This is a genomic window from Pseudoalteromonas sp. NBT06-2 (assembly GCF_002276045.1).
GTDB lineage: Bacteria > Pseudomonadota > Gammaproteobacteria > Enterobacterales > Alteromonadaceae > Pseudoalteromonas.
The window spans coordinates 90,522-115,230 of sequence record NZ_NQMR01000005.1 but is presented as its reverse complement, the minus strand read 5'-3'; the positions used below and the strand labels follow the sequence as shown (position 1 = coordinate 115,230).

Here is a 24,709-nt window from a genome sequence, read left to right as displayed (position 1 = left end):
ATTAAATAAATATTAGATTTTTAAATTGCCAATAGAAAAATTAAAATCAATAATCAACAATCAAAATTTCATAGCTCTCTTTTTAGGAGCTTATTTTTGCTCGGTATTAATTCCACTCATCCCAATACTATCTTATGATTATCATAATCATCAGCGTATTTTTCAAATTATATTAAATGTTTCTGTTTTTATTTTTGCTTTGTGCCGATTTATAAAAAAACCAAGACTTGAACTAAATATAACTAAAAATAACTCTCTACTAATACTATATTTTTTAACATGTGGTTTATTATCAATGTTCTTCAGTGATGAAAATTTATTTAGTTTAATGTATATTATACATTTTATGTTGTTATTTCACTTATTAATAGTTAGTACCAATATAAAAACAAAGCAAGCAGTTTTATGCTTTATTTATATTTTAGTTGCCGCACATATTAGCCTAATTTTAATATGCTTTTTAAATATTCTATTTAGCCTTTACGACGGTTCAGGGCTTAATCGTTTTAACATTTACGTGGGCTTTATTAATGTTCGATTTTTCAATCAAGTGCAAATTTTTATTTTACCACTCCTTCTATTATTATTAAAAAATAAACATATAAATAAGTTAATTATATTTTCGATTGCGCTTAACTTATTACTTATGTTTATAGGGCATGCTCGAGGGGCATTACTTTCATGGACAGTAGTGTTATGTTTCATTGTTTTATCGAATTCAAGCTTAAAAAAACAAGCTATTACCAGTATTTATATTAGTGTATTTAGCTATCTACTTTTTTTATATCTAAACCACTTAACAAATAGTGAAATTGAAGTCATAAAAACAACGACTAGCGGACGATATGAAATTTGGTTACTTACTGTGTCTGAACTTAACTGGGGTCAACTTATTTTAGGTAACGGCCCTGGAATTTTTGAAATATCAATTAATAATTCAAGCCCTTTTGGACATCCTCATAATTCCCTCATTGAAATATTGAATGAGTGGGGCGGGCTTGCTTTAGTAGCAATAATACTCTTAATTTCAAACACCATTAAACAAAGCTACAAACATTTAAAAAAATATAAAAAAGATAAGCTAACAGCAACTGTTTTTTATTCGTGGCTTGGGGGAATAACATACTCTTTTGTTTCTGGAGTTCATGTAATGCCTGTTTCACAAACCTTGATATTTGTTACTTGGGGTATTTTACTAGGCAGAATAAATAAAAAAGTACCATTAACAATCTCAAAAAATAAAAGTATCAAAGTAATATTATGTATTCTATCTTTCATTTTATTAACCACATATCTGTATTTATGTTTGAAATCCTACGATATCATTGATCCCGAACAAGGTTATATCGTAGGTCCTAGATTTTGGTCTGTAGGTAAAAGGTTTGAACTTTAATAATTATGGATAACAATCATTTATATTGACTTAATTACTATAATCTATTGAAATACAATTATGAATATTTAATCTCTGATAATAATGTTAATAAACTCTCCTTTAATACGTAAATTAGTGCACTTAGGTGTACTGGATTTTGAAAAAATCAGTAAAGCTGAAAATACTGACAATATTTCTGTGGCCGAACTGATTTGTAGGGAGTCTAATTTATCCGCAACTGAACTTGCCCAACGTGCTTCGCAACTTTTTCATGCCCCTTTATTAGATTTAACTGATTTTGATACCACCCTTTTACCTAATGAAAAAATACTTAATGAAAAGCTCATAAAAAAGCATCATGTATTACCGATATCTGTTAAAGGAAAAACACTTTATTTAGCGACCAGCGACCCGACCAACTTTGATGCCTTTGAAGACTATGAATTCAATACAGGTATGCAAAGTGAAGTGATAGTCGTGAGCTACGATCAACTTGAACTTGCCATTGAATCATTATTTGATTCGACTTCTGCATTAGAGCTAACCGACGCTCAAATGGCTGAGTTGGATGGTGACTCTGCAGAAAGTGATAAAAAGAATAATTTATCTACCGATGTAAATAGTAAAGAAGATGATGCGCCTATTATTGTTTACATTAATAAAATTTTGATGGATGCGATTAAGCGCGGTGCGTCTGATTTACATTTTGAACCTTATGAACATATGTATCGTATTCGTTTTCGTATAGATGGTGTATTACATGAGATTGCAAACCCACCGATAGGATTAGAAAGTCGTATCTCTGCACGTATCAAAGTAATGTCACACATGGATTTAGCTGAAAAACGCAAACCGCAAGATGGTCGCATCAAATTAAAAATAAATAAAAAGAAAAGTATCGACTTCCGTGTCAGTACCCTACCAACATTGTGGGGCGAAAAAGTCGTAATGCGTATTCTTGATTCATCAAGCGCTATGTTAGGCATAGATGTATTAGGTTATGAACCAGAACAAAAAGAATTATACCTAACTGCCTTAGCACAACCTCAAGGCATGATATTAGTCACAGGTCCTACGGGTTCAGGTAAAACAGTCTCTCTCTATACGGGTTTAAATATACTTAACAAGCCAGAACGTAATATATCCACAGCAGAAGATCCGGTAGAAATAAACTTAGTTGGTGTCAACCAAGTTCAAATAAATGTTCGCGCCGATATGACATTTGCTAATGCATTAAGGGCTTTTTTACGTCAAGATCCTGATATCGTGATGGTAGGTGAAATTCGTGACTTAGAAACCGCTGAAATATCTATAAAAGCGGCACAAACAGGACATTTAGTATTATCGACCTTACATACTAACTCAGCCCCAGAAACGCTAACCCGGTTAATTAATATGGGTATACCTTGCTATAATATTGCCAGTTCTGTTACTTTAATTATTGCACAACGTCTTGCACGTCGCTTATGCCACCACTGTAAAGAGCCCGAAACATTACCAAAGGAAGAGCTTATTCGCTTAGGTTACCTTGAAGATGACATTCCAAATTTAACACTTTTTAAGGGAGTAGGCTGTGAACATTGTACTGATGGTTATAAAGGTCGATTAGGCATATATGAAGTGATGCCCATTACCCCCAATATTGCACAAATTATTATGCGCTCAGGAAATTCATTAGAAATAGCCGAAGCAGCCGAACAAGAAGGTATCAATAATTTAAGAAAATCTGGATTGAAAAAGGCAGCAAGTGGCGTAACTAGCCTAGTTGAAATAAACCGCGTGACAAGTTTTTAACAAAAACGATTAAATACACTAAAGTTTATGTTATAAATTAAAATAAAACTGCCACTAAGTGGCCTAACAGAGATGCAAAGCAACTCTGTATAATAAAGAGCTAAATATGGCCACAAAAAAAGTAAAAATAAAAGAGCAAGATATATACCTATGGATCGGCGTAAACAATCGCGGTAAAAAGCTAGAAGGAGAAATGAGCGAAGATAGCCCAGCGCGTGTAAAAGCAAAGCTTCGCCAACAAGGTATCGTGCCCTCTAAAGTAAAGAAAAAAGCAAAACCATTATTTGGCTTATCTTTAGATCCAAAAATCACTGCAAAAGATATCGCTTTATTAACTAGGCAAATTGCTACTATGCTTTTAGCTGGAGTACCACTTGTTCAAGCCATTGATATGATAGGATCTGGCTCAGATAAAAAGTCGGTTCAGAAACTTACCAATAATATAGGTGCCGAAATAAAATCAGGCCAACCTCTCAGTGATAGTCTTCGAAAACACCCTCTCTACTTTGATGATCTTTATTGTGACTTAGTGCAATCAGGTGAATCTTCTGGTGCATTAGATCGTATTTTTGATCGTATCGCTATTTATAAAGAAAAAACCGAAGCTTTAAAGTCTAAAATAAAAAAAGCCATGTTTTATCCTGCTTCGGTCTTAGTTATTGCAGGCATAGTTACATCAATTTTACTCATTTTTGTTGTACCTCAATTTCAAGATGTATTTGCAGGATTTGGTGCTGAACTACCTGCATTTACACTATTTGTAATTGGAATTTCTGATTTTATGCAAGCTTATTGGTGGGTCATATTAGCCGGTTTATGGATATTTGGTTATGGTTTTAGACAAGCACACAGGGCTAGCCCAAAGCTTAGAGATAATACAGATAAAGCAATTTTAAAATTACCTGTAATTGGCATGATATTAAACAAAGCAGCTGTCGCCCGCTATGCAAGAACCCTATCAACGACCTTTGCCGCCGGTGTGCCTTTAGTAGAAGCATTGGACTCTGCAGCTGGTGCTTCCGGCAATGCTGTTTATCGTGATGCGATATTAGAAATAAAAGCAGAAGTCAGTGCCGGTAATCAAATGAATTTTGCCATGCGTAACTCTAATATATTTCCTTCTATGGTAATTCAAATGGTGGCCATTGGCGAAGAATCAGGTTCATTAGATAGTATGTTAGAAAAAGTCGCAACCATATATGAAGCTGAAGTTGATGATGCAGTTGATGGTCTATCTACTTTATTGGAGCCTTTAATTATGGCTGTTTTAGGCGTACTAGTGGGTGGTTTAATCGTCGCTATGTATCTACCTATTTTCGAATTAGGCTCCGTTATTTAATATGTTTGAATTTAGCTTGTTACAAAATATAACTTTAATTTTTACGCAAAGTCCTTTATTTTTTTTATTTATTGTCGCTTTGGTCAGTTTATCTATTGGTAGTTTTTTAAATGTGGTGATATATCGTTTACCGGTAATGATGCAAAATGAATGGCATCATGAATGTAAATTATTATTAACCGATGATTTAAAAAAACCATATGTGAATGAGGATGTTAAAACTTTTAATCTAGCAACACCAGCTTCGACTTGCCCTCAATGTCAAAGTAAAATTAAAGCCTGGCAAAACATCCCAGTACTAAGTTGGATATTTTTAAAAGGCCGCTGCGCCAGTTGTGATAACCCTATTTCTATTCGTTATCCTAGCATAGAGCTATTAACTGCCATTACAAGTGTTGTAATTGCCCATTATTTTGGCCCAACAGCAATAAGCTTTACTTACTTAGTTGTTACTTGGTGTTTGGTTGCACTGATATTTATTGATATTGATCACATGTTATTGCCAGATCAAATCACTTTACCTTTGCTTTGGTTGGCTTTATTAGCTTCAATATTAGGTATTACCATAACGCCTGCGCAAGCTATTATGGGTGCTATGGCGGGTTATTTATGTTTTTGGTCTGTTTATTGGGTATTTAAACTCGTAACAGGCAAAGAAGGCATGGGGTATGGTGACTTTAAATTAATGGCTGTGTTTGGTGCTTTACTTGGTTGGCAAGCTTTGCCTATGATCATTCTATTATCGAGTCTAGTGGGTGCCATCATTGGTATTACACTGTTAAGTATTCAGGGTAAAGATAAAGCAACGCCTATTCCATTTGGCCCTTACATTGCTATTGCAGGCTGGATTGGACTTATTTGGGGCGAACAAATCACAACAGCTTATTACCAATTTGCTTTAGGAAATTAATAACTCGCTCTAAGAGATGGTTAATGGTTATGAAAATACAGTTTTCAGAGCTTGGCTATAGAGATTTAATAACTGACTAAATTGTTATTTCTCTCGTTTGATATTTTTGCTGAATCCAAAGCTAATTTACGTGTCAATAGTTAGCTTATTACAAGTAAATTAACGCAAAAGTTAGTGAAAATAGCTTCGAGATAAACATTTATTGAACCGGGTTGAAGTTAAATATGACATCGAAAACAATTATTGGTTTAACTGGCGGCATAGGCTCAGGTAAATCAGCCATTAGTAATAAATTTGAACAATTAGGCATTAACATCGTTGATGCCGATATTGTTGCCCGTGAAGTAGTTGCAATTGGCTCTGATGGTCTTAATCAGATCCATACTCGTTTTGGTTTTAATATTTTAAATGAAGATAAAACACTTAATCGTGCCAAATTAAGAGAAATTATCTTTAACAATGAGTCTCAAAAAATTTGGTTAAACAATTTACTTCACCCCATGATCAGAGAACAAATCGTTTATCAGTTGAATCAAGTTATCAGCCCCTATGCCATTTTAGTTGCCCCATTATTATTTGAACATGGTTTAAATAAACTATGCTATCGCTGTTTATTAATTGATGTTCCCGTTGAAATGCAAATACACCGAACTACCGCCAGAGATAACGTCAGCATAGCGCAAGTTAAAAGCATAATAGCCTCTCAAATGGTGAGAGAAGATAAATTAAATTTAGCTGATGATGTGTTAGATAACTCACTACCATTAAGCCAAGCTGATACTCAGGTTAATGAATTGCATAATCGTTATTTACAGTTAAAAGCAGATCCTTGATGATACGATTTAAGAAGTAGCGATCCATCAGTAAAACTTAATAGAAATAAAAAGATCTATTAATTTATATAATGAAAATTTTAAACGAGACAATTTAATATGACACTAGAAGTAAACTGCCCGACTTGCCAAAACAAAGTAGTTTGGAATGAAAGTGCAGAATATCGCCCTTTTTGCTCTAAACGCTGTCAATTAATTGATTTAGGTGAGTGGTCATTTGAAAATCATAAAATTTCATCACCAATGAAAGTAGATGCTGAAATTTCTGCTGATATGATTGAAGATATTGAAGCGATGCTTGCTGCAAATGAGCAGGATTTTTTTAAGGAATAGATTCAGTTTTAAATTGTAACTGCTGTAATAAATTTTTAAACGTATTATATGTGCTAGATAATGCAACCTTATTTATCAACCAGTTTGGAAGGTTACCGCCAGGATCTGCATAAGCGATGTAAGTTATTTCAAGCATATTGTCAGTTATAGGGGTTAGTTGCCAACTCGCTACGACTCCTGTAATTGCGATATTATCTTGATTTTTCTTAAAGTCATTTATTAAAGTACGATCTGCCGTTTTCATATTGATAACTAAGCTACCATCTCCTTTAAAATTATATTGAGAATAAATCAACATATCACGATTTTTAACTGGCCAGGGAGCTTCGAATACACTATAAACAAAATTTTCAGATTCAGATAAGCGTTTCAAAACTTTTACATAAATAACACCATCCAACCATTGAGGCGCATTGTTTGTATTTTCAAGTAATGTTGTAAAGTCACTTACCTTGGCTTTTAATTGCATCTGAGCTTTTAACTCAACCAAACCAGTTGGCTGCACTTTTTTATAAACTTTAATACCTGATTCATTTTTATGTAACACCCAAGTTTCAGCCGAGTTTGCCATATTAATATGCAATAAACTCAGCATAAGTAATAATTTAAGCTTAACCTTAATGTACTTCAAAGCTATAAACTCGAAATAACCAAATGTTTTATAATTAAACTGCATTTACCGCCAATATGGTGATGATTTAAATGTCGCTAAACGGCTTTGCTCCATTGCTGATAAAAGATTTTCAGATTTTTGCTCTAACCACATTTTCATCTTATTTAAACTATCATCATTTTGCTGGACACAAAGTCGTTTCAAATAATCTAAAGTACATAATTCATCAATACCATGAATTATATCCAACCAAGGCGTTCTAAATTCTTCTCTAAGGGTTTGATTAAACAAATCACCAAGGCAACAACCACTTAATAAGTTTCGCTCTAATTGTGCTTTTTGCGCAATATAGGCTTTTTCTGAAATGTCTTGATCTGAAGCAATTAACCCACGTATTTCATGCCAATCTTTTTCAAACAAGCTAGCGGCCTTGTCCGTTACCTTTTGCTCTGCAATTTGTAAATGACTTGCGTTCCAGTCATTTTTCCAACTGGCATCCACTAAAAAAATAGTCAGGTTTAAAATTAAGTGATTATATCTAGCACTGCAAAATACTTGATGCATTTTACCTACATCTGGATGTTGTAGCTTTAAATTATCAATCACTTGATTTAATTCAGGTGCACTTTTTATTTTTTTATAATAGGCGTGTTTTTTTGAAGTATAATTTTTAAGTTGAACCGCAGTTTCTACCCAATTAAGCTCATTTAAAAGCCAATTTAATTCATCTAGTAATGGTTTAATTTTATCTTTATTCAAAATATTATTAAATAAACCAAAAGCATGATGAATTAAACTTACACCATCATTAATGCGTTTTAAGATATGTAAAGCTGGTGCGTCGAAATAACATTGCTCATGCTTTTGCACAAATTCAATACCGTATTGCAAGCATAAGCTAAAAGTTTGCTCTAAAGTACTGTCTTGCTCTAAAGAAACAGAGCTTAAAGCAATATCTGCAGTGAGTGGCTGATTATCTGCAATTCGATATCCTCGGGCTGCTTTACTATATAAACCCAGTCTTACTTCTGAGTGCGCGATCAATTTTTTTGCTAGATCAAATAAGTCAGCTCTACTTCCACTCACTAATTCCATCTCAACTTCACAAATCGTTTCAACTTGATTTGAAGCACTGATCTCACCTTTATCTAAAACAAGTTCTATTTTAGTGCCAGATTCAGTTTCTAAAATCCATGTACGGCGTATAAAGTGAGTGGTAAATATGGTATAAATATTTTTATTTATTTCATCAATTTGCATACCATACGGCCAAATATTAGCATCAAATAGTGATAAGTCAGGATATTTACCCTCTAAAGGTAAATTATATTCAGGCCTTTGATGTAAGCCACCAACAACTTGCCCGGCAAGCTTAATGGTTTGTTCACAATGATTATCATTGTATGTTTCCCCGCCAAAGCAGCGAGTTCGTAAACCAATATCAAGGGCACGAAGTTCTCGATTTACAGTATCAAAATAAGCATTTTGTAAATTTTTTGATGGTTTATTTATCACTTTTTTAGCAAATTCAGTGATAATAGCAGGAATGTGAGCGATGACATTATCTGAGACTAAAAACTTAAGCTCTATCTCAGTATCCGTTAGTTCTGTATCCATTCGGTTAGGAAAATGACTTTAATAAGTAAACAAGTGTTCAAAATAAACTAATCCTTAGTATAAAAGCAAATTTTTTGAAAAATAATGTGCCATCTAATTTCTGTCCTCTTGCTATTAAACCTTTAACTCCATATTATTGAGACGCTTTTCATCTTAAAAAAATAATCAAAGGCTCAATATGTTTAAACCATGCATTTTTTTCATTGTACTACTTAACTTTTCTTTTGGGGTTGCAGCCGAAGACTCTAATGCTGATATTGAGCAGGTTACAAATCAAAAAGTGTATATTAGCGATAGCTTATACATCTATATGCATGCTGGTGCTGGAAAAAACTTCCGAATTTTAGGCTCTATCAATGCAGGCACTGAACTTGATTTATTAGCACAAAACGATGATTCTGGTTTTACAAAAGTAAAAGATACAAAAGGAAGAACAGGTTGGGTAGATAAGCGCTATATCTCTAAAACACCAGGACTGGCTTTTCAAAACCAAGAATTAACACGAAATATGTCTATAGTACAAAATGATTTAAGAGAAGCGCGAATTCAATTACCTAAACTACAGCAGCAAAGCGCCGTATTACTCACTGAAAATACCGATTTAAAATTACAAATAAAAACACTAAATAATAAAATAGAACAACAAACTAATGTAACCCAGGCAGCAAGTGAAAAAGAGAAACAACAGCTTTTACTTTATGGTGGTGGAATTGCTTTCACGGGCTTATTTATTGGTATATTACTAACTTTAATGCTTTCTCGCCGTAAACGTAGTGGTTGGGCATAAATAATAAGCTCGATGGTCATACCAATTACAATAAATATATGATCAATTTAAGTTATTTAAATCTGATCACTAACTTAATATTATTAATGGTATTAATAATCACACGTTAGCGAGCGACTAAAAAAGCTCGCTAATTTAAAACTCATTATTCAACCTTTATTGAAACTTAATACCATCAGTAATGCTGACAAAAACGTTTATACCCATGATATCTCAAAATGCACGATTTCAGCGAGTCGAGAAATACAGATATAATAGCTACTTTAGTTTTCCTATTCCTGAAATATAATGCCGTCATCTTGCTTGATGTTTTCAATGACCATATAAGTGTGATGTGTTGCCACTCCGGGTATATCAACTAAATCACCTAAAACCTCACGGTACTGTGCCATATCGGCAACTCTTATTTTAAGTAAATAATCATAACCACCAGCAACCATGTCACATGTAACTACTTCTGGAATGGCAAAAATATATTTTCTAAACTCTGTAAATACATCAGTTGTCGATTTTTCCAGTGTGACTTGTACATGAGAAACTAGACTTTGATTTAATTTTTCAGCATTAAGCTTAGCGAAATAGCCTTCAATATAACCATCAGCTTCTAGTTTTTTGACTCGGTCTAAACAAGGGCTTGGGCTTAAGTTTACTTTGTTGGCTAAATTTACGTTCGAAATTCGACCATTTTTCTGTAAAGTATCTAAAATAGCTAAATCGATGCGATCCAGAACACGTGTTTTAATAGAAACAGTCATAGCAGCATAATATATGGTTAAGTAAAATCATTACCCCGAAAAATACCGGATATTTGCAAAATTCGCCAGCACATACTGCTGCTGTTTCTATAAAATGCTCACTAATTGATATCAATACCGAATTTTAGAGGCTCATCACATGTTATTTAACGGCAACTTAAAAACAGATTGCGAAATTCGTCAAAAAATCCGTGATTTTTACCGCATTGATGAAGAAAAAGTAATAGCTCATATTTTACCTTTAGCTGAAGTAGGCGTATCTGCAAGAAGTCGAGCGTGGGAACGCGCACGCCAACTCGTGGTAAACATACGAAAAGAGCAGCAAGGTCAAGGCGGTGTTGATGCTTTACTAATAGAGTTTTCGCTTTCTTCAGAAGAAGGTATCGTACTTATGTGTCTGGCTGAAGCTCTACTGCGAGTACCGGATAATAATACTCAAGATGCACTGATCCGCGATAAACTATCAGGTGGTGATTGGAGCGCTCATTTAGGCAATAGCGATTCAATATTTGTAAATGCTTCGTCTTGGGGTCTATTAGTTACGGGGAAAATGGTTAACTACTCAGATGAAAATAACCAAAATAAATTTGGTTTATTGAAAAAAACCATTGGCCGTTTAGGTGAGCCTGTTATTCGTCGCTCTGTACGTGTTGCGATGAAGATTATGGGTAAGCAATTCGTTATGGGTCGTACAATAGATGAAGCCTTAGAACGTGCCGTTGAAAAAGAAAATAATGGTTATGCGTACTCTTATGACATGTTAGGTGAAGGCGCTCGCACCATGACTGATGCTGATCGTTATTTCAAAAGCTACATAAATGCAATTCACGAAATAGGTAAAGCGGCAAATGGTCGTGGTCCAATCAAAAGCCCTGGTATTTCTATTAAATTATCAGCACTTCACCCTCGATATGAATTTAGCCATTCAGAGCGTGTTGTTGAAGAGTTAATTCCTAAAGTAAAAGAGTTAGCACTTATCGCTAAGAGCTATGATATCGGTTTTACAATTGACGCTGAAGAAGCCGACCGCTTAGATATCTCTCTAGATATCATTGAAGCTGTTTTCTCAGATACCGAATTAGGTGATTGGAGTGGTTTTGGTTTAGCAGTTCAGGCATACCAAAAGCGTGCAACTTTTGTAATTGATTGGATTGTAAAATTAGCGCAAAAAGTAGATCGAAAAATGATGGTCCGCTTAGTAAAAGGTGCATACTGGGATACAGAAATAAAAACATCACAACAAGATGGTTTAGAAAATTTCCCGGTATTTACCCGCAAAGCATCAACGGATGTATCATACAAAGCCTGTGCAATTAAACTAATGAATGCTCGCGATGTGATCTTTCCTCAATTTGCAACACATAATGCATATTCAGCAACAACTATTTTAGAAATGGCTGGTGGCAATCATTCTAATTTTGAATTCCAGTGTTTGCACGGTATGGGTGAGTCTTTATTTAAGCAAATCATTGCTGAAGATAAAATTCAATGTCGTATTTACGCGCCCGTGGGTCAACACGAAGATTTATTAGCTTATTTGGTACGCCGTCTACTTGAAAATGGTGCAAACTCATCATTTGTAAATGCGATTGTTGATGAAACACAACCCGTTGAGAGCCTATTACAAGATCCGGTAGAAAAAACACAATCTCTTAAAAATAAAGCAAACTCTCAAATTAAACTCCCTATCGAGATGTTTGGTGAAGAGCGTAATAATTCAAAAGGACTGGACTTAACTGATATCAATCACATTACTCCTTTTAAAGAAAATCTTGATAAGTGGTTCAGTGTAAACCAAATCAGTGCAGCTAATGTACCCCAAGGTGCAAATGCAGTTTTAAATCCAGCGAATCATGATGAAATCATAGGGCATCTTACACATCACAATGAGACGCAAATGAAGCAGTTAATTGTTAATTCAGAAGCTGCTTACACTGATTGGTCTACAACACCAATAGCACAAAGAGCTGAGTTATTACGTCGTACTGCTGATATTTTAGAGCGTCATCGCGATGAACTAATCGCTATCTGTATTAAAGAAGCAGGTAAAATCCCTCAAGATGGTATTGATGAAGTACGTGAAGCTGTTGATTTTTGTCGTTATTATGCAGCACGCGCGGAAGTATTAGCGAAAGATGAACGTTTTGAATCTCGCGGTGTGATTTTATGTATCAGCCCTTGGAATTTCCCGCTTGCGATTTTTCTTGGTCAAGTTGCAGCAGCGATTGTGACGGGTAATACGGTAATTGCAAAACCTGCTGAGCAAACGAGTTTAGTTGCACTTCGTACCATTGAATTAATGAAAACTGCAGGTCTTCCTGAAAACGTAGTCCAAGCCGTTATTGCACGTGGTAGTAAAGTGGGTCAAGTAATAGTACCTGATACACGTGTCAAAGCTGTGATGTTCACAGGTTCTACAGAAACAGGCACTCGTATCTCTCAAACCCTTGCTGAACGTGGCGGCAATCAAGTGCCATTGATCGCTGAAACTGGCGGTCAAAACTGTATGATCGTCGATTCTACTGCACTTCCAGAGCAAGTTGTAGATGATGTTATTTCGTCTGGTTTCCAAAGTGCGGGCCAACGATGTTCTGCACTAAGAGTTTTATTTATTCAAGAAGAAATTGCAGACAAAGTAATTACGATGCTTAAAGGCGCATTAAAAGAACTTCATGTTGGCAACCCAGCAATGCTTTCAACAGATGTAGGTCCAGTGATAGATCAAAAAGCATTTGATGCATTAAATGAGCACGTTGAATACCTTAAAGGCCGATCTACTTTACATTACCAATGTAAAACACCAGAGATGGGTGATACGGGCAATTTCTTCTTTGCACCTCGTTTATACGAAATCAGCGACTTATCAGTATTAACAAAAGAGGTATTTGGCCCTTGTGTTCATGTTATACGCTTTAAAGGTACCGATATTGAAAATGTAATAAATCAAGTAAATGGTACTGGTTTTGGTTTAACTATGGGTATCCATACGCGTATTGAAGAACGTGCGCATTACTTAGCAAAAATGTCTCGTGCAGGTAATGTTTACATCAATCGTAATATGATTGGTGCCGTAGTTGGCGTACAACCTTTTGGTGGTCGAGGCTTATCAGGTACTGGACCTAAAGCCGGTGGTCCAAACTACCTAACACGTTTGATAACTGAAAAAGCATCACCAAAAAGCATTCAATCAACTAATTTCAAAGTCACTGATACTGAAATGTCTCACTTACCAGCAGCGCAAGAACAAGTAAACACACTACTACAAAATGCAATGAACGTAGAAAATGCTTGGCGTATGGCACCGTTAAATGATCGTATTTCTGTATTACGTCAGTTACTTGCAAAAATAGCGACAGTAGAGATAGTAAATGAATTAGCGGATGATTTAGCACTGACCTTAGCTGATGCACGTACTCAGTTAAACAACATAGAAAAACGCCTAGATAAAGCAACTGTTTTGCCTGGGCCAACGGGTGAATCAAATATCCTTTATCTAGAGCCTCGTGGTTGTGTTGCATGTTATGCAGATAAAGATACTTCGTTTAATTTCTGGGTATTATCTATCGTAACAGCATTAGCAACAGGTAATACAGTGATCACTGTGGTTTCTGACTTATTCTATAATGAAGCATTAGCATTTAGAGATAAGTTAATTGCGACTGGTGTTGCTGAAGGTATATTACAAGTAACTAAATTAAGTCATTTACACTCCCTACTTGCACATCCTAAACTTGCAGGCGCTGTTATTGGCAGTGGATGTGAGCATAAAGGTTTTGTGAGCAAACAACTCGCTGCACGCAATGGTGCGATATTACCTGTGATCAGTTCTGAATATTACGATACTTTAATTAATCGCTTAGTAACGGAAAAAACAGTGAGTATTGATACAACGGCTTCTGGCGGTAATACATCTCTCATGACTTTAGCTGAAGAAGATTAAATTTCTGCTTTAACTTAATTTACTATAAAATTAGCGAGGGAGTCCCCTCGCTCACTCCCTTTTTAATCTCTCACTATGCTTTAGATTTCGGTTTGAAAATTGGAATTATCCCTTATATTTTGCTAGCTTTAAGTTATCCACTTAGCTTTGGCTCTGCAATCATTTATGTTACAGAAACTATCGATAGATCAGTTACAACCTGGAATGTTTGTCAACAATGTAACTAAACAAAATGGCAGAATTAAAGTTAAAAATCAAGGATGGGTACGCACACAATCAAGCATTAATAATCTGATCAAAGCCGGAATTCTTGAAGTAGAAATTGATTCGAGTAAAACTATCATTCAAAAATCGGATGATAAAATTGAAGTGACAACATCTGTACCTGAAACAGTTTATGACCCGACACATGCAAGTGTCAGCCTAGAAAATGAAATAGGTAAAGCTAAAAATCTCTATAATGAAGCAAAAAACCTGCAAAGCAAGGCATTTGAAGATATAAAAGCGGGCCGTAAAATTGAAATTGAGCCGTTTAAAGAAGTTGCCAATGATTTTATTGATTCTGTATTTCGTAATCAAGATGCTTTAGCTTGTATCACTCGTATTCGTGACAAAGATGCTTATCTTTTAGAGCACTCTATTAATGTTTCTGTGTTGATGACCATTTTTGCAAAACACTTACATATAGATCCTGAAATCATTAATGAATTAGCGACAGGAGCCTTATTACATGATATTGGCAAAATTAAAATTGAAGATGAAATTTTAAATAAGCCGGGAAAATTTACCGATAGCCAGTTTGATGTAATGAAAAATCATGCCCGGTACAGCAAAGAAGTAGTTGAAGCAGCAGGACTATCAGGGATCGCGGTAGATCTTGCAGGTTACCACCATGAACGTATTGATGGTAATGGTTACCCTTTTGGTTTAAAAGGTGATGAGATAAGTCAGTATGTACGTATGATCTCAATTGTAGATGTATACGATGCCTTAACCGCTAAACGCGTTTACAAAGATGATATGCCACCTATTAAAGCCTTCAAAATTTTAAAAAAAGATACGCCAACTTGTTTTGACGAACAGCTATTAAATCAATTTATCACATGTATCGGTGTGCACCCCGTAGGCACTTTAGTTAAATTAACCAGTCAAAAATTAGGGATCGTCTCTAAAAGTAACTTTAAAAATCCTTTAAAACCTTGTGTTAAATTATTTTATAGTGCAAAACATCATCATTATACTGAAGTTAAAGATATTGATTTATCTAAAGAAAGTTGCTCAGATGAAATTGAAAACTCAATAAAGCCTGAAGATTTTAATATAGAATTAATGCGTTTTTTTAAAACTGTTTTTTGAATTAAGTGATTAATCTAAAAAATTTTCGATAACAAAACTCACTATTAACTCCCATGTATACCCAAGCCACTTCAAGATGTGAGGTTCAGGACTGCTGAGCAATTCATGATCTAAGCGCATCTTTGCATTAATGGTTACTCCCTTAAAAAAAGATGGACCGGCAATATGCTCCTGCATTGCTCTAGTACCTACATCCATGCAGGCAACAACGAGCATGATTTGCTCAGAAGTCCCTGTAAGGTTGGTTTATAAATACTTTATGCAGCGTTATTGATTTTGAAAAGGGAATAACCATGTTCTTCAATCAATGCCTTGCCTAAAGTATTTCTAATTCCAACTGAATCCTGCATCTTGAAGTGGTTTGGGTATAAAGCAAGTTTCCAAGCAACTAACCATGTAAAAATAATAAAAACCGGTTGGATCATAAATAATAAAGCGATTGCATAATTAAAACGATTAAACAGGGGCCGTTATTCAAATAATTTATACCTAACTCAAAGCTACTATGGCAACCAATCATCCATAGCAGTCAAACTAAAACGATAGCCTTCAATGCTCATTAGCGTAATTTCAGGTGCAATTTCCAATATCTTAATTGGCCCTAAACTATCTCCTTCGTACAATTCAGCTCCATTTAATTTAATCCAACGCCGACTTGAGTCAGTTGCATAGATATGAGCTTGATACGTTATTTTAGGAATTAAACTTTGTATTACATCCGGTAATAACTGTATAGGTTGTGCCATTGCTGAATTTTTTGTTGCTGTCGTGACTTCATAGTTATCATTTTCTTCAGCTTCAATTGCTGCAACGGCCTTAGCAAATGCAGTTTTTAATGAGCTTGGTAATTTCGCTATTTCGCTATCTGCTATATTTTTTTCTGTACTTTGTTCATTGAATACAGACTGTTCAATGGGTTTACCTACCACTTTATATTGACTGTAATCTATCTGTTCTTGCTGAACATTTTGAACAGGAACAAGCTTTTGATTATTTGGATAAGAGTTGTGTACTATTGACTGCTGATTTGGGTAAGCTTGTATTGTATTATATGTATTTGGCACAGGTACCAGTTGATATTGCGTTGGCAATGCTTGCTGTACTAGTACAGGACTGGTTTTTATTTGTACCGACGCAGGTTGCACATGAGTTTGATTTTCAGTTACTTGCGCTTTTTCAATAGCCGCTTGTTGCTTTACAACCGCTATACCTTGAACCTTTGATTCTTGAAACCATCTACCAGCCAAAAAGCCAATTGATAAAATAACAACAAAAGCCACTATTGCTAGTAATGAAAAGGCCAATTTACGGTAAAAACTTAAGTCTTTTTGTTGTGAATAATCTTGAATTGATTCTGCAGCGTATTGTGCCTTACGACTCACTTCACCTTGCTCTGACTGTTTTAATGCATCTAATAAATATGACATGAAAAATCCTATCCTAATTCAATTCCCGTAAAAACAGGCTCTGTTAGCCTCTCATTCTATTTTGAAAGGGCATTTGTTGTTCTATAATAAAAATACACGCCACGTAATGACTTTAATAGAGATGCGTAGCAGATCTATTAAAAAATAAAAGACAAAGCAAAACCAGCTGTAATGCATAATAATGCGGCCATAGACAACATTACTGAATAAGTAACTTTTTTTGACTCTTGCTCTGGTTGTAAAGGTAGTACTTCCGTTGCAGCTTGTTTTACTATGTGTTTATTAATTTTCTGCTGTTGATTTGCAAAAGCCCCCATAAGTGCCCTATCACATAATAAGTTAATTAGCCTCGGGATCCCAGCTGTAAGCTGATGTATCAGCTTAATAGAGTTAGTTGCAAATATAGGTGTATCATTACCGGCTTTATTCAACCTATGTTGAATATATGCAAATACCTGCGCTTCAGTTAAGGGTAAAAGGTGGTATCGTGCAGTGATCCTTTGCGCTAATTGGCGCAATTCATTACGCTTTAATAACTGTTGTAATTCAGGTTGGCCCACTAAAATAATTTGTAACAGTTTCTTATGGTTAGTCTCCAAATTTGTCAGAAGTCTTAACTGCTCTAATACCGCGGGTGCTAAATGTTGCGCTTCATCTATAATCAACATGGTATGACCACCAGACTGATGATTTTTCAATAATCTATTTTTTATTTTATCCGTTAAATTTTTTAAACTTGCATCTGATTTTTTGTATCTAATACGAAGTTCATCACAAATACTGGCAAGTAATTCTAACTCAGATAAAGATGGGTTTAATACAAAAGCGACTTGCGTTGTATCTGGTAATTCGGCCAACATACAGCGAGTAACGGTTGTTTTTCCTGTACCGACTTCGCCTGTTAATAAAACAAACCCTCCTGCATCACCTAAACCAAATGTTAAATGTGCCAAAGCTTCTTTATGCCTATCGCTTAAAAACAAATATTCAGGATTAGGAGCAATAGAAAACGGTTTTTCGATTAAACCAAAAAAGCTCAAATACACAAATAAAATCCTCAATAAAAATAGCGAGACTATAATGACAAAAAACCGCTCACAAAAAAACTATAAACATAAATTAAACACTATTTAGTCACTAAACAAGGAAAATTAAACGATATACCCATGTGATATAGAAATACGCGATTTCTGTATTTTCAAGTAGCAAGTTCTACCGCTACTAAGCAACATTTCATAAATACACGCAATCAATTCATAATCTGATAAAATGATTTCATTACTGATAAGTTTAAATTTAAAAATGAAAATATATTTAGTAGGTGGTGCAGTTCGCGATGCTCTGCTCAATAGAACAGTCAAAGAACGTGATTATGTTGTTGTTGGTGCCACTATCACGCAAATGCAACAACAAGGGTTTACACAAGTAGGTAAAGACTTTCCTGTATTTTTGCATCCTAAAACCAAAGACGAGTATGCATTAGCACGCACAGAAAAAAAACAAGGTACTGGATATACAGGGTTTATATGTGACTTTAATCCTCATATTACACTTGAAGAAGATTTAATTAGACGTGACCTGACAGTAAATGCAATTGCACAAGATGATGATGGCAAAATAATAGATCCCTACAATGGCATTGAAGATCTCAACATTAAAATACTTCGCCATGTATCAAGTGCATTTAGTGAAGACCCATTACGTGTACTGCGTGTAGCGCGTTTTGCTGCTCGCTATCAATACCTTGGCTTTACCATAGCTGATGAAACCATGACTTTGATGGTTAACATGGTTAAAAATGGCGAGATCAATACCCTTACGCCTGAGCGTGTATGGATGGAATTTCAAAAATCCTTATCGGATGGTAATTTTTTTACTTTTCTAAAAGTACTTAATTCTATCAATGCTTTAGCTTGTATTGCACCATCGCTTTGTAAGTTGTTTTCAAATACATCATCGGAACTATTAAGTCAAAGATTAATAAATACCCAAACTGAAAATGATATTCTTTTTAGTCAATTAGCGGACTTTTTATCTGCGGATCAAATTGCAAAATTAGTTGTAGATTTAAAAGTTCCAAATCAATTTAAAGAATTATTATTTTTAAAAAATAATAACCAAGCCGATTTATTAAAAGCTGACAGCTTAAATGCTAGCGAAATGCTTGAACTATTCAATAAAATCGATATTTGGCGTAGATTTGAACGTTTTGAGAGATTGATACAATCAATGCAAAGTAATAACGCGTTCACTGTTAAAAAACGTGAATACTTAGAAACGTCATATAAAATCGCAGCAAATGTTACTGCTAAGCAGATTGTTGTTCAGGGTATTAAAGGCCCCGAGATTGGTAAAGCAATTATGGCTGAAAGATTACTTTTATTAAAAAATTTTTTAGAGAATTAATCTTTAAGTTTTAGGCTTTTTAATAATTTAACGACTGAAGTTGAAATACGTTTTTGACGAGTATTTTTATCTAGGCTTGGCTCTAAATATAATTGAATAGAGCCTCTCCATGCCGATTTTCTTTGCACAGGATCAACAATAGCAACAATCAAGGTGCCTTTTTTTAAATCACTATCATTACCTAACTCAGGAAAAAGTTGAAATAAATTTAAATACTCTGAGCTTGTAAAGTTATCATCTGCCACCGCTAGAGCAACCACCTGATATTGGGTTTCTTCTAAACCCGCTTCAGGAGTAAAATTAAAACCTTTATCTATAATCTCTTGTTCTATTTTTTGTTTTATTAATTGTGTAAATTCAAAATTTTCTGATTTTTGCTGCGCTGTTGGATTTTGTGTACCAGTATATATTTTAAAGTCTGCATACCAGGTCAGTTTTGTTTTTCTTGTGAGCTGTATTTGAGGATCACTTACTACTACTACTCTTTTTTCTTTTAAGTCATTAATATGATTTCTACACCCTCCCCCTGTAAAAATTGATAATAATAATATTATTAATAACAGGAAGTATCTCATGGGTTATCCTTAATTTATTTTAATAAAGTAAAAATATAAATAATCCTATACCTAATAATAAACGATAAATCACAAATGGCATCATTCCCATACGCTCTATTATTTTAAAAAATAAATAAATACAGGCATATGCTGAAATAAATGATAATAAAGTACCTAAACCTAAGGTCCCCCAAGCAACTGTCTCATCACTCAAAACCAATTCCATTGTGTAATATAATCCCATCATAGAAATAATTGGAATCGCTAATAAAAATGAAAATCGCGCAGCACTTTGTTTATTTAAACCCAGCATTAAACCCGCGGTGATAGTAATACCTGAACGAGAAGTACCAGGGAATACAGCCGCTATCGCTTGAGAAAAGCCAAGTATTAAAGCTGACTTCCAATTCAATTGATAAATTGTTTTAATTTGTTTACCTTTAACATCTGCGTACCAAAGTAATAAACCAAACACTATGGTTGTAATTGCTACCACCCAAGCGTTTCGTAGATAAAGCTCTACAAAATCTTTCGCTAAATAACCAATTAATGCAGCAGGAATTGTGCCTAATATAATTAACCAACCTAGCTTACTATCATCAGTCGCATTACTTTTCATAGATTCAATGCTGCCTAAAGACTTAAACCAAGCAGATAATATATCTGCCACTTCTTTGCGAAAGTACATTATGACGGCAATTAATGTTCCCACATGAACTGCGATATCAAATGCTAAACCTTGATCTTGCCAACCTAAAATTTGTGAGGGTAATAATAAATGCGCGGAACTTGATATAGGCAAAAATTCGGTGAAACCTTGGATCAAGGCCAATACAATTATTTCGATAATACTCATTTAAAAGATAACTCCACTTTCCATAGTTTTTGTTGCGTTTTATCATATTCTTGCCAAATTTCAGACATTGACCTGTTATTAACTGGATGTATAAATTCAGGGGCAATTTCAGCTAATGGCCATAAAACAAATGCGTTTTTAGTAATTTCATCTCTGGGTAATTGCGCAGGGCTATCGCATATAACATCATCAAAAAATAATAAATCCAAATCCAATGTTCTTGGGCTAAACTTTTTATCTGATGGCAAGCGTCCGTTATCTCGCTCAATTTGCTTTAACAGTGAACATACACCCTCTAATGACATATCCGTTTTGGCACCTGCGACTAAGTTATAAAAGTTATGGCCATTAAAGCCTACTGATTCACTTTCAAAAACCGCAGAGCAGAATAAATTTGGAAAATATGTTTGCAATATTTTAATTGAACTTACAATATTTGATTCTTTATCCACATTAGAACCAATACTGATAAATATATCTGCCATTAACTTTACTTACCTTAATTACACGTATTATTTAAAGCACGAATGATTTCAACACCGACTGTATTTGCTTCTTTCACAGCAGCAGGCTTACTTACTCTAACTTTAACTTCACTGACATTAAAATCTGATAAAATAAACTCAGCGATTTGCTCTACCAAAGTTTCTAATAGCTCAACAGGTTTTGCTGTGACATGCTTAATAATGCGCTCACTGACAACAGCATAATCAACGGTGTCATTAATATCATCAGAATGAGCGGCTGCGCGAATATCAGTTTGCATCTCAATATCAAAAAATAAACTTTGTTTTGCTTCTTTTTCAAAGTCGTAAACACCAATTATGGTATCAACATGTAATTGGCTTATAAATACTTTATCCATATATGGCATACTCTTAGAATATAATATTCCGCTTTAATAAACTTCAGGTTTTTTGTTTGTAACTGCGCTAAACTTAGCTAGTCGGATACATTTTTTAGAAATTTACGTATCCTTGCGCCAAACAAATTAATAAGTGGCGATGATAGCTCAATTTTACCAATTTAAATATAAGGATTACAGTGATAGCCGGATCGATGTTCATATTTGCATACCTTTTGGGATCAATCTCATCTGCAATCTTGATCAGCAAATTATTTCGATTACCCGACCCTAGGCATTTTGGCTCTAAAAACCCGGGAGCGACAAATATTTACCGTTTAGGAGGAAAACTTCCTGCTATGCTTGTGATGACTTTTGACATACTCAAAGGCACAATCCCAGTTTGGGGCGCTTACTTTTTAAAAATTGAACCCATTTATTTAGGTTTTATAGGTATTGCAGCCTGCTTAGGTCATATGTACCCCGTATTTTTTGGTTTTAAAGGTGGAAAGGCAGTCGCAACAGCATTTGGAACTATGTTACCCATAGGATTATCTCTGGCTGGGTTATTGATTTTAACTTGGATATTAATTGTATGGCTTACGGGATACTCTTCATTAGCTGCATTATTAACAGTCGCTATCGCACCAATTTATACTTGGTTTATTAAACCTTTATATACAGTGCCTGTACTTATGCTGAGTGTATTAATTATTTTTCGACATCACGAGAATATATTTCGCTTACTTAAAGGTGAAGAGCCAAAAATAAAAGATAAGAATAAAATCTAAAAGGTATAGGGGCTGTTGATCTTTCGAGATTACTTTTGCAGCGAATTGTTAGGCATTTATACAAGGCAGAGGCTTTGTCATGTGGTTGTGCCACATAAAAAGGCGGTAACGCAGTAAAAATGCCCCACAAACGCTGTCCGAAGGATTCGACTAAAAGCATTTTATTCTTTTCTAACTAAATTAAATTGGCGGTAATGAATCTATAGGCCATCTTGGATACGCCTTCATATCCATAGGTGCATACTGCTTTGCTTTTAATCTTTGCATACCAGCATAAGCTATCATAGCGCCGTTATCAGTGCAAAACTCTGTTCTCGGATAAAAAACCTCCCCCTGCATACCTTGCATCATACGTTCAAATTTTTCTCTTAAATCTTTATTTGCGCTTACACCACCGGCGATCACTAATCGCTTAATACCCGTTTGTTTTAAGGCGCGCTTACATTTTATTGTAAGGGTATCAACAACAGCTGTTTGAAAAGCATGGGCGATATCCGCTTTTGTTTGCTCGTCACAGCCTTCAACGCCACCTTGCTCACGAATGGTGATCGCTGTCGCCGTTTTCAAACCACTGAAGCTAAAATCAAGCCCTGGCTTAGAAGTCATTGGACGAGGAAATACAAATTTTTTGTCTTCACCTTGCTCCGCCAATTTAGCCAATAATGGACCTCCGGGGTAATCTAGTCCTAGCAATTTAGCTGTTTTATCAAATGCTTCACCAGCTGCATCATCAACCGACTCACCTAAAATTTGATATTGGCCAATACCTTTAACTTCCACTAATAATGTATGTCCACCAGATACTAATAACGCAACAAAAGGAAAGTCTGGTTTTTTTTCTTCAAGCATAGGTGCTAATAGGTGCCCTTCCATATGGTGAACTGCAACAGCAGGTATATCCCAGCCAAAAGCTAAAGAGCGACCAATTGATGAACCAACTAAAATAGCACCAACTAGGCCAGGCCCAGCAGTAAAAGCGATGCCATCTAAATCTTCAGCGGTACAGTTTGCTTCTTCAAATGCAGCTTCAATTAATGGTAAAGCTTTACGGATATGATCTCTTGATGCTAACTCTGGTACTACGCCGCCATAATCAGCATGCACTTTAATTTGACTGTATAGCTGGTGCGCTAATAATCCTTTTTCATCATCATAGATAGCGATACCTGTTTCATCACATGACGATTCAATACCTAAAATTCGCATTATTAGTTACTCCCAGCGCTCATCAAAGAGCAAAATATTATAAAAACCATAAATCAGAGCGCAATTTTACTGACTTGATTAAATTTTGCCAGCTATTAATATATTTACTATAATTAACCTTTACATCAAAAGGCGATTCGGATTACAATACCGCACCATTTTTAAACCAAACGGTCAATTATTGATCGGTATGAGTTGATCTCATTAGCTATTAGGTGATTTTTAATGCCAGTAATCAAAGTAAGAGAAAACGAACCGTTTGACGTTGCATTACGTCGTTTTAAACGTTCATGTGAAAAAGCAGGTATCCTTTCAGAAGTTCGTCGTCGTGAGCACTATGAAAAACCAACTGCAGAACGTAAGCGTAAAAAAGCTGCAGCTGTTAAACGTCTTATGAAAAAATTATCTCGCGAAAATGCACGTCGCGTTAGATTATACTAAAACTTTTCCCAGAGTCTTGTAGATGAGTTTATTAGTAACACTAAAAGATGCAATGAAAGATGCTATGCGTGCCAAAGACAAAATGCGTCTTGGTACCATACGTATGGCGCTAGCTGCAATTAAACAACGTGAAATTGATGACCGTATAACTTTGACTGATGCTGAAATAACATCCATTATCGTTAAAATGGTTAAGCAACGTCACGATGCCCACGATCAGTATCATGATGCAGGTCGTCAAGACTTAGCTGATATCGAAGCAAATGAAATAAGTGTGCTTGAAAGTTTCTTACCGAAACCTTTAACTGAAGAAGAAATTCTTTCGCTTATTGATACTGCTATTACTGATTGTAATGCAGCAGGCATGCAAGATATGGGTAAAGTAATGGGGTTTATTAAAAGCCGAGCTGAAGGTCGTGCCGATATGGGTAATATCTCAGGTTTAATAAAGCAAAAATTAACCGCATAAGAAGTAACGATTATATATTTGTTACTAAAAACCGAGCTTAATGCTCGGTTTTTCATTTTT

Annotated in this window: 24 protein-coding genes; 13 read left to right on the top strand and 11 right to left on the bottom strand. The window is 35.0% G+C overall.

Annotation, left to right across the window (positions count from 1 at the left end; all coding sequences use genetic code 11):
* Positions 1-691: 691 nt before the first annotated feature.
* From CJF42_RS26605 to yacG, 6 genes are all read left to right on the top strand, one after another.
* On the top strand, positions 692-1,393 hold the full coding sequence (locus CJF42_RS26605; protein WP_141235463.1) for an O-antigen ligase family protein: 702 nt from the start codon (positions 692-694) through the stop codon (positions 1,391-1,393).
* Positions 1,394-1,477: 84 nt separating this feature from the next.
* On the top strand, positions 1,478-3,169 hold the full coding sequence (pilB, locus tag CJF42_RS02170) for a type IV-A pilus assembly ATPase PilB (protein ID WP_095365096.1): 1,692 nt from the start codon (positions 1,478-1,480) through the stop codon (positions 3,167-3,169).
* Positions 3,170-3,275: 106 nt separating this feature from the next.
* Complete coding sequence (locus tag CJF42_RS02165) at positions 3,276-4,508, top strand: type II secretion system F family protein (protein ID WP_095365095.1); 1,233 nt, start codon at positions 3,276-3,278, stop codon at positions 4,506-4,508.
* A 1-nt stretch (position 4,509) separates the two neighbouring features.
* On the top strand, positions 4,510-5,418 hold the full coding sequence (locus tag CJF42_RS02160) for a prepilin peptidase (RefSeq protein ID WP_095365094.1): 909 nt from the start codon (positions 4,510-4,512) through the stop codon (positions 5,416-5,418).
* A gap of 224 nt (positions 5,419-5,642) precedes the next feature.
* A complete protein-coding gene (coaE, locus tag CJF42_RS02155; RefSeq protein WP_095365093.1) occupies positions 5,643-6,251 on the top strand; it encodes a dephospho-CoA kinase in 609 nt (202 codons plus the stop codon).
* Positions 6,252-6,350: 99 nt separating this feature from the next.
* Positions 6,351-6,584: a DNA gyrase inhibitor YacG gene (yacG, locus tag CJF42_RS02150; protein WP_095365092.1), complete on the top strand. Its 234-nt coding sequence runs from the start codon at positions 6,351-6,353 to the stop codon at positions 6,582-6,584.
* Here the strand turns inward: yacG and CJF42_RS02145 are convergent.
* Together CJF42_RS02145 and CJF42_RS02140 are read right to left on the bottom strand one after the other, a co-directional pair.
* On the bottom strand, positions 6,574-7,260 hold the full coding sequence (locus CJF42_RS02145; RefSeq protein WP_095365091.1) for an START domain-containing protein: 687 nt from the start codon (positions 7,258-7,260) through the stop codon (positions 6,574-6,576). The two genes, yacG and CJF42_RS02145, sit on opposite strands and share 11 nt — an antisense overlap.
* Positions 7,261-8,814, bottom strand: coding sequence for a CYTH domain-containing protein (locus CJF42_RS02140; protein ID WP_095365090.1), 1,554 nt, complete (start codon positions 8,812-8,814; stop codon positions 7,261-7,263). It lies immediately after the preceding gene.
* A 178-nt stretch (positions 8,815-8,992) separates the two neighbouring features.
* Here CJF42_RS02140 and CJF42_RS02135 point away from each other — a divergent pair, with 178 nt between their 5' ends.
* A complete protein-coding gene (locus CJF42_RS02135; RefSeq protein ID WP_095365089.1) occupies positions 8,993-9,601 on the top strand; it encodes a TIGR04211 family SH3 domain-containing protein in 609 nt (202 codons plus the stop codon).
* Positions 9,602-9,873: 272 nt separating this feature from the next.
* Here CJF42_RS02135 and CJF42_RS02130 read toward each other — a convergent pair whose 3' ends face one another.
* Positions 9,874-10,356 (bottom strand): Lrp/AsnC ligand binding domain-containing protein, encoded by a 483-nt coding sequence (locus tag CJF42_RS02130; protein WP_095365088.1) that lies wholly within the window; start codon positions 10,354-10,356, stop codon positions 9,874-9,876.
* A 139-nt stretch (positions 10,357-10,495) separates the two neighbouring features.
* Between CJF42_RS02130 and putA the strand changes: the two genes are divergently transcribed.
* Together putA and CJF42_RS02120 are read left to right on the top strand one after the other, a co-directional pair.
* Complete coding sequence (gene putA / locus CJF42_RS02125; RefSeq protein ID WP_095365087.1) at positions 10,496-14,296, top strand: bifunctional proline dehydrogenase/L-glutamate gamma-semialdehyde dehydrogenase PutA; 3,801 nt, start codon at positions 10,496-10,498, stop codon at positions 14,294-14,296.
* A gap of 165 nt (positions 14,297-14,461) precedes the next feature.
* The gene (locus tag CJF42_RS02120) at positions 14,462-15,652 is read left to right on the top strand and encodes a cyclic di-GMP phosphodiesterase (RefSeq protein ID WP_095365086.1); all 1,191 of its coding nucleotides are present in this window, start codon (positions 14,462-14,464) and stop codon (positions 15,650-15,652) included.
* Between the two features lie 9 nt (positions 15,653-15,661).
* Here CJF42_RS02120 and CJF42_RS27150 read toward each other — a convergent pair whose 3' ends face one another.
* From CJF42_RS27150 to CJF42_RS02105, 3 genes are all read right to left on the bottom strand, one after another.
* Positions 15,662-15,868 carry a hypothetical protein gene (locus CJF42_RS27150; protein ID WP_170940440.1) on the bottom strand — a complete coding sequence of 69 codons (207 nt, stop codon included), beginning with the start codon at positions 15,866-15,868 and terminating at the stop codon, positions 15,662-15,664.
* Positions 15,869-16,155: 287 nt separating this feature from the next.
* Entirely contained in the window at positions 16,156-17,079 is a 924-nt protein-coding gene (locus CJF42_RS02110; protein ID WP_095365085.1) for a general secretion pathway protein GspB, read from the bottom strand.
* A 137-nt stretch (positions 17,080-17,216) separates the two neighbouring features.
* The gene (locus tag CJF42_RS02105) at positions 17,217-18,125 is read right to left on the bottom strand and encodes an ExeA family protein (RefSeq protein WP_095365084.1); all 909 of its coding nucleotides are present in this window, start codon (positions 18,123-18,125) and stop codon (positions 17,217-17,219) included.
* 256 nt (positions 18,126-18,381) lie between these two features.
* Between CJF42_RS02105 and CJF42_RS02100 the strand changes: the two genes are divergently transcribed.
* Positions 18,382-19,485, top strand: coding sequence for a tRNA nucleotidyltransferase/poly(A) polymerase-related protein (locus CJF42_RS02100; protein ID WP_095365083.1), 1,104 nt, complete (start codon positions 18,382-18,384; stop codon positions 19,483-19,485).
* Here CJF42_RS02100 and CJF42_RS02095 read toward each other — a convergent pair.
* From CJF42_RS02095 to folB, 4 genes are read right to left on the bottom strand one after another with little or no spacing between them, the layout of a single operon-like run.
* Entirely contained in the window at positions 19,482-20,060 is a 579-nt protein-coding gene (locus tag CJF42_RS02095) for a DUF4136 domain-containing protein (RefSeq protein WP_095365082.1), read from the bottom strand. The genes CJF42_RS02100 and CJF42_RS02095 overlap by 4 nt on opposite strands.
* Positions 20,061-20,079: 19 nt before the next feature.
* Positions 20,080-20,898: an undecaprenyl-diphosphate phosphatase gene (locus CJF42_RS02090; RefSeq protein ID WP_095365081.1), complete on the bottom strand. Its 819-nt coding sequence runs from the start codon at positions 20,896-20,898 to the stop codon at positions 20,080-20,082.
* A complete protein-coding gene (gene folK, locus CJF42_RS02085) occupies positions 20,895-21,383 on the bottom strand; it encodes a 2-amino-4-hydroxy-6-hydroxymethyldihydropteridine diphosphokinase (RefSeq protein WP_095365080.1) in 489 nt (162 codons plus the stop codon). Before folK ends, CJF42_RS02090 begins: the two co-directional genes overlap by 4 nt.
* A 14-nt stretch (positions 21,384-21,397) precedes the next feature.
* Positions 21,398-21,763, bottom strand: a complete 366-nt coding sequence (gene folB / locus CJF42_RS02080; RefSeq protein WP_095365079.1) for a dihydroneopterin aldolase — start codon at positions 21,761-21,763, stop codon at positions 21,398-21,400.
* 179 nt (positions 21,764-21,942) lie between these two features.
* Here folB and plsY point away from each other — a divergent pair, with 179 nt between their 5' ends.
* The gene (plsY, locus tag CJF42_RS02075) at positions 21,943-22,533 is read left to right on the top strand and encodes a glycerol-3-phosphate 1-O-acyltransferase PlsY (protein WP_170940439.1); all 591 of its coding nucleotides are present in this window, start codon (positions 21,943-21,945) and stop codon (positions 22,531-22,533) included.
* Positions 22,534-22,713: 180 nt separating this feature from the next.
* On the opposite strand, the gene tsaD is transcribed toward plsY, so the two are convergent.
* The gene (tsaD, locus tag CJF42_RS02065) at positions 22,714-23,739 is read right to left on the bottom strand and encodes a tRNA (adenosine(37)-N6)-threonylcarbamoyltransferase complex transferase subunit TsaD (protein WP_095365076.1); all 1,026 of its coding nucleotides are present in this window, start codon (positions 23,737-23,739) and stop codon (positions 22,714-22,716) included.
* Positions 23,740-23,964: 225 nt separating this feature from the next.
* On the opposite strand from tsaD, the gene rpsU reads away from it, so the two are divergent.
* Both rpsU and CJF42_RS02055 read left to right on the top strand, forming a co-directional pair.
* A complete protein-coding gene (gene rpsU, locus CJF42_RS02060) occupies positions 23,965-24,180 on the top strand; it encodes a 30S ribosomal protein S21 (protein WP_042147013.1) in 216 nt (71 codons plus the stop codon).
* A 22-nt stretch (positions 24,181-24,202) separates the two neighbouring features.
* Entirely contained in the window at positions 24,203-24,649 is a 447-nt protein-coding gene (locus CJF42_RS02055) for a GatB/YqeY domain-containing protein (protein WP_095365075.1), read from the top strand.
* Positions 24,650-24,709: the final 60 nt, after the last annotated feature.

Excerpts from the sequence above, each read along its gene's own strand:
- CJF42_RS02130 (WP_095365088.1), bottom strand. The coding sequence starts at position 10,356 with ATGACTGTTTCTATTAAAACACGTGTTCTGGATCGCATCGATTTAGCT.
- CJF42_RS02055 (WP_095365075.1), top strand. The coding sequence starts at position 24,203 with ATGAGTTTATTAGTAACACTAAAAGATGCAATGAAAGATGCTATGCGT.
- CJF42_RS02090 (WP_095365081.1), bottom strand. The coding sequence starts at position 20,898 with ATGAGTATTATCGAAATAATTGTATTGGCCTTGATCCAAGGTTTCACC.
- putA (WP_095365087.1), top strand. The coding sequence starts at position 10,496 with ATGTTATTTAACGGCAACTTAAAAACAGATTGCGAAATTCGTCAAAAA.
- CJF42_RS02140 (WP_095365090.1), bottom strand. The coding sequence starts at position 8,814 with ATGGATACAGAACTAACGGATACTGAGATAGAGCTTAAGTTTTTAGTC.
- folK (WP_095365080.1), bottom strand. The coding sequence starts at position 21,383 with ATGGCAGATATATTTATCAGTATTGGTTCTAATGTGGATAAAGAATCA.
- coaE (WP_095365093.1), top strand. The coding sequence starts at position 5,643 with ATGACATCGAAAACAATTATTGGTTTAACTGGCGGCATAGGCTCAGGT.
- CJF42_RS02110 (WP_095365085.1), bottom strand. The coding sequence starts at position 17,079 with ATGTCATATTTATTAGATGCATTAAAACAGTCAGAGCAAGGTGAAGTG.
- CJF42_RS02120 (WP_095365086.1), top strand. The coding sequence starts at position 14,462 with ATGTTACAGAAACTATCGATAGATCAGTTACAACCTGGAATGTTTGTC.
- pilB (WP_095365096.1), top strand. The coding sequence starts at position 1,478 with ATGTTAATAAACTCTCCTTTAATACGTAAATTAGTGCACTTAGGTGTA.
- rpsU (WP_042147013.1), top strand. The coding sequence starts at position 23,965 with ATGCCAGTAATCAAAGTAAGAGAAAACGAACCGTTTGACGTTGCATTA.
- CJF42_RS02095 (WP_095365082.1), bottom strand. The coding sequence starts at position 20,060 with ATGAGATACTTCCTGTTATTAATAATATTATTATTATCAATTTTTACA.
- CJF42_RS02165 (WP_095365095.1), top strand. The coding sequence starts at position 3,276 with ATGGCCACAAAAAAAGTAAAAATAAAAGAGCAAGATATATACCTATGG.
- yacG (WP_095365092.1), top strand. The coding sequence starts at position 6,351 with ATGACACTAGAAGTAAACTGCCCGACTTGCCAAAACAAAGTAGTTTGG.
- CJF42_RS02160 (WP_095365094.1), top strand. The coding sequence starts at position 4,510 with ATGTTTGAATTTAGCTTGTTACAAAATATAACTTTAATTTTTACGCAA.
- CJF42_RS02145 (WP_095365091.1), bottom strand. The coding sequence starts at position 7,260 with ATGCAGTTTAATTATAAAACATTTGGTTATTTCGAGTTTATAGCTTTG.
- CJF42_RS02135 (WP_095365089.1), top strand. The coding sequence starts at position 8,993 with ATGTTTAAACCATGCATTTTTTTCATTGTACTACTTAACTTTTCTTTT.
- CJF42_RS27150 (WP_170940440.1), bottom strand. The coding sequence starts at position 15,868 with ATGCTCGTTGTTGCCTGCATGGATGTAGGTACTAGAGCAATGCAGGAG.
- CJF42_RS02100 (WP_095365083.1), top strand. The coding sequence starts at position 18,382 with ATGAAAATATATTTAGTAGGTGGTGCAGTTCGCGATGCTCTGCTCAAT.
- folB (WP_095365079.1), bottom strand. The coding sequence starts at position 21,763 with ATGGATAAAGTATTTATAAGCCAATTACATGTTGATACCATAATTGGT.
- tsaD (WP_095365076.1), bottom strand. The coding sequence starts at position 23,739 with ATGCGAATTTTAGGTATTGAATCGTCATGTGATGAAACAGGTATCGCT.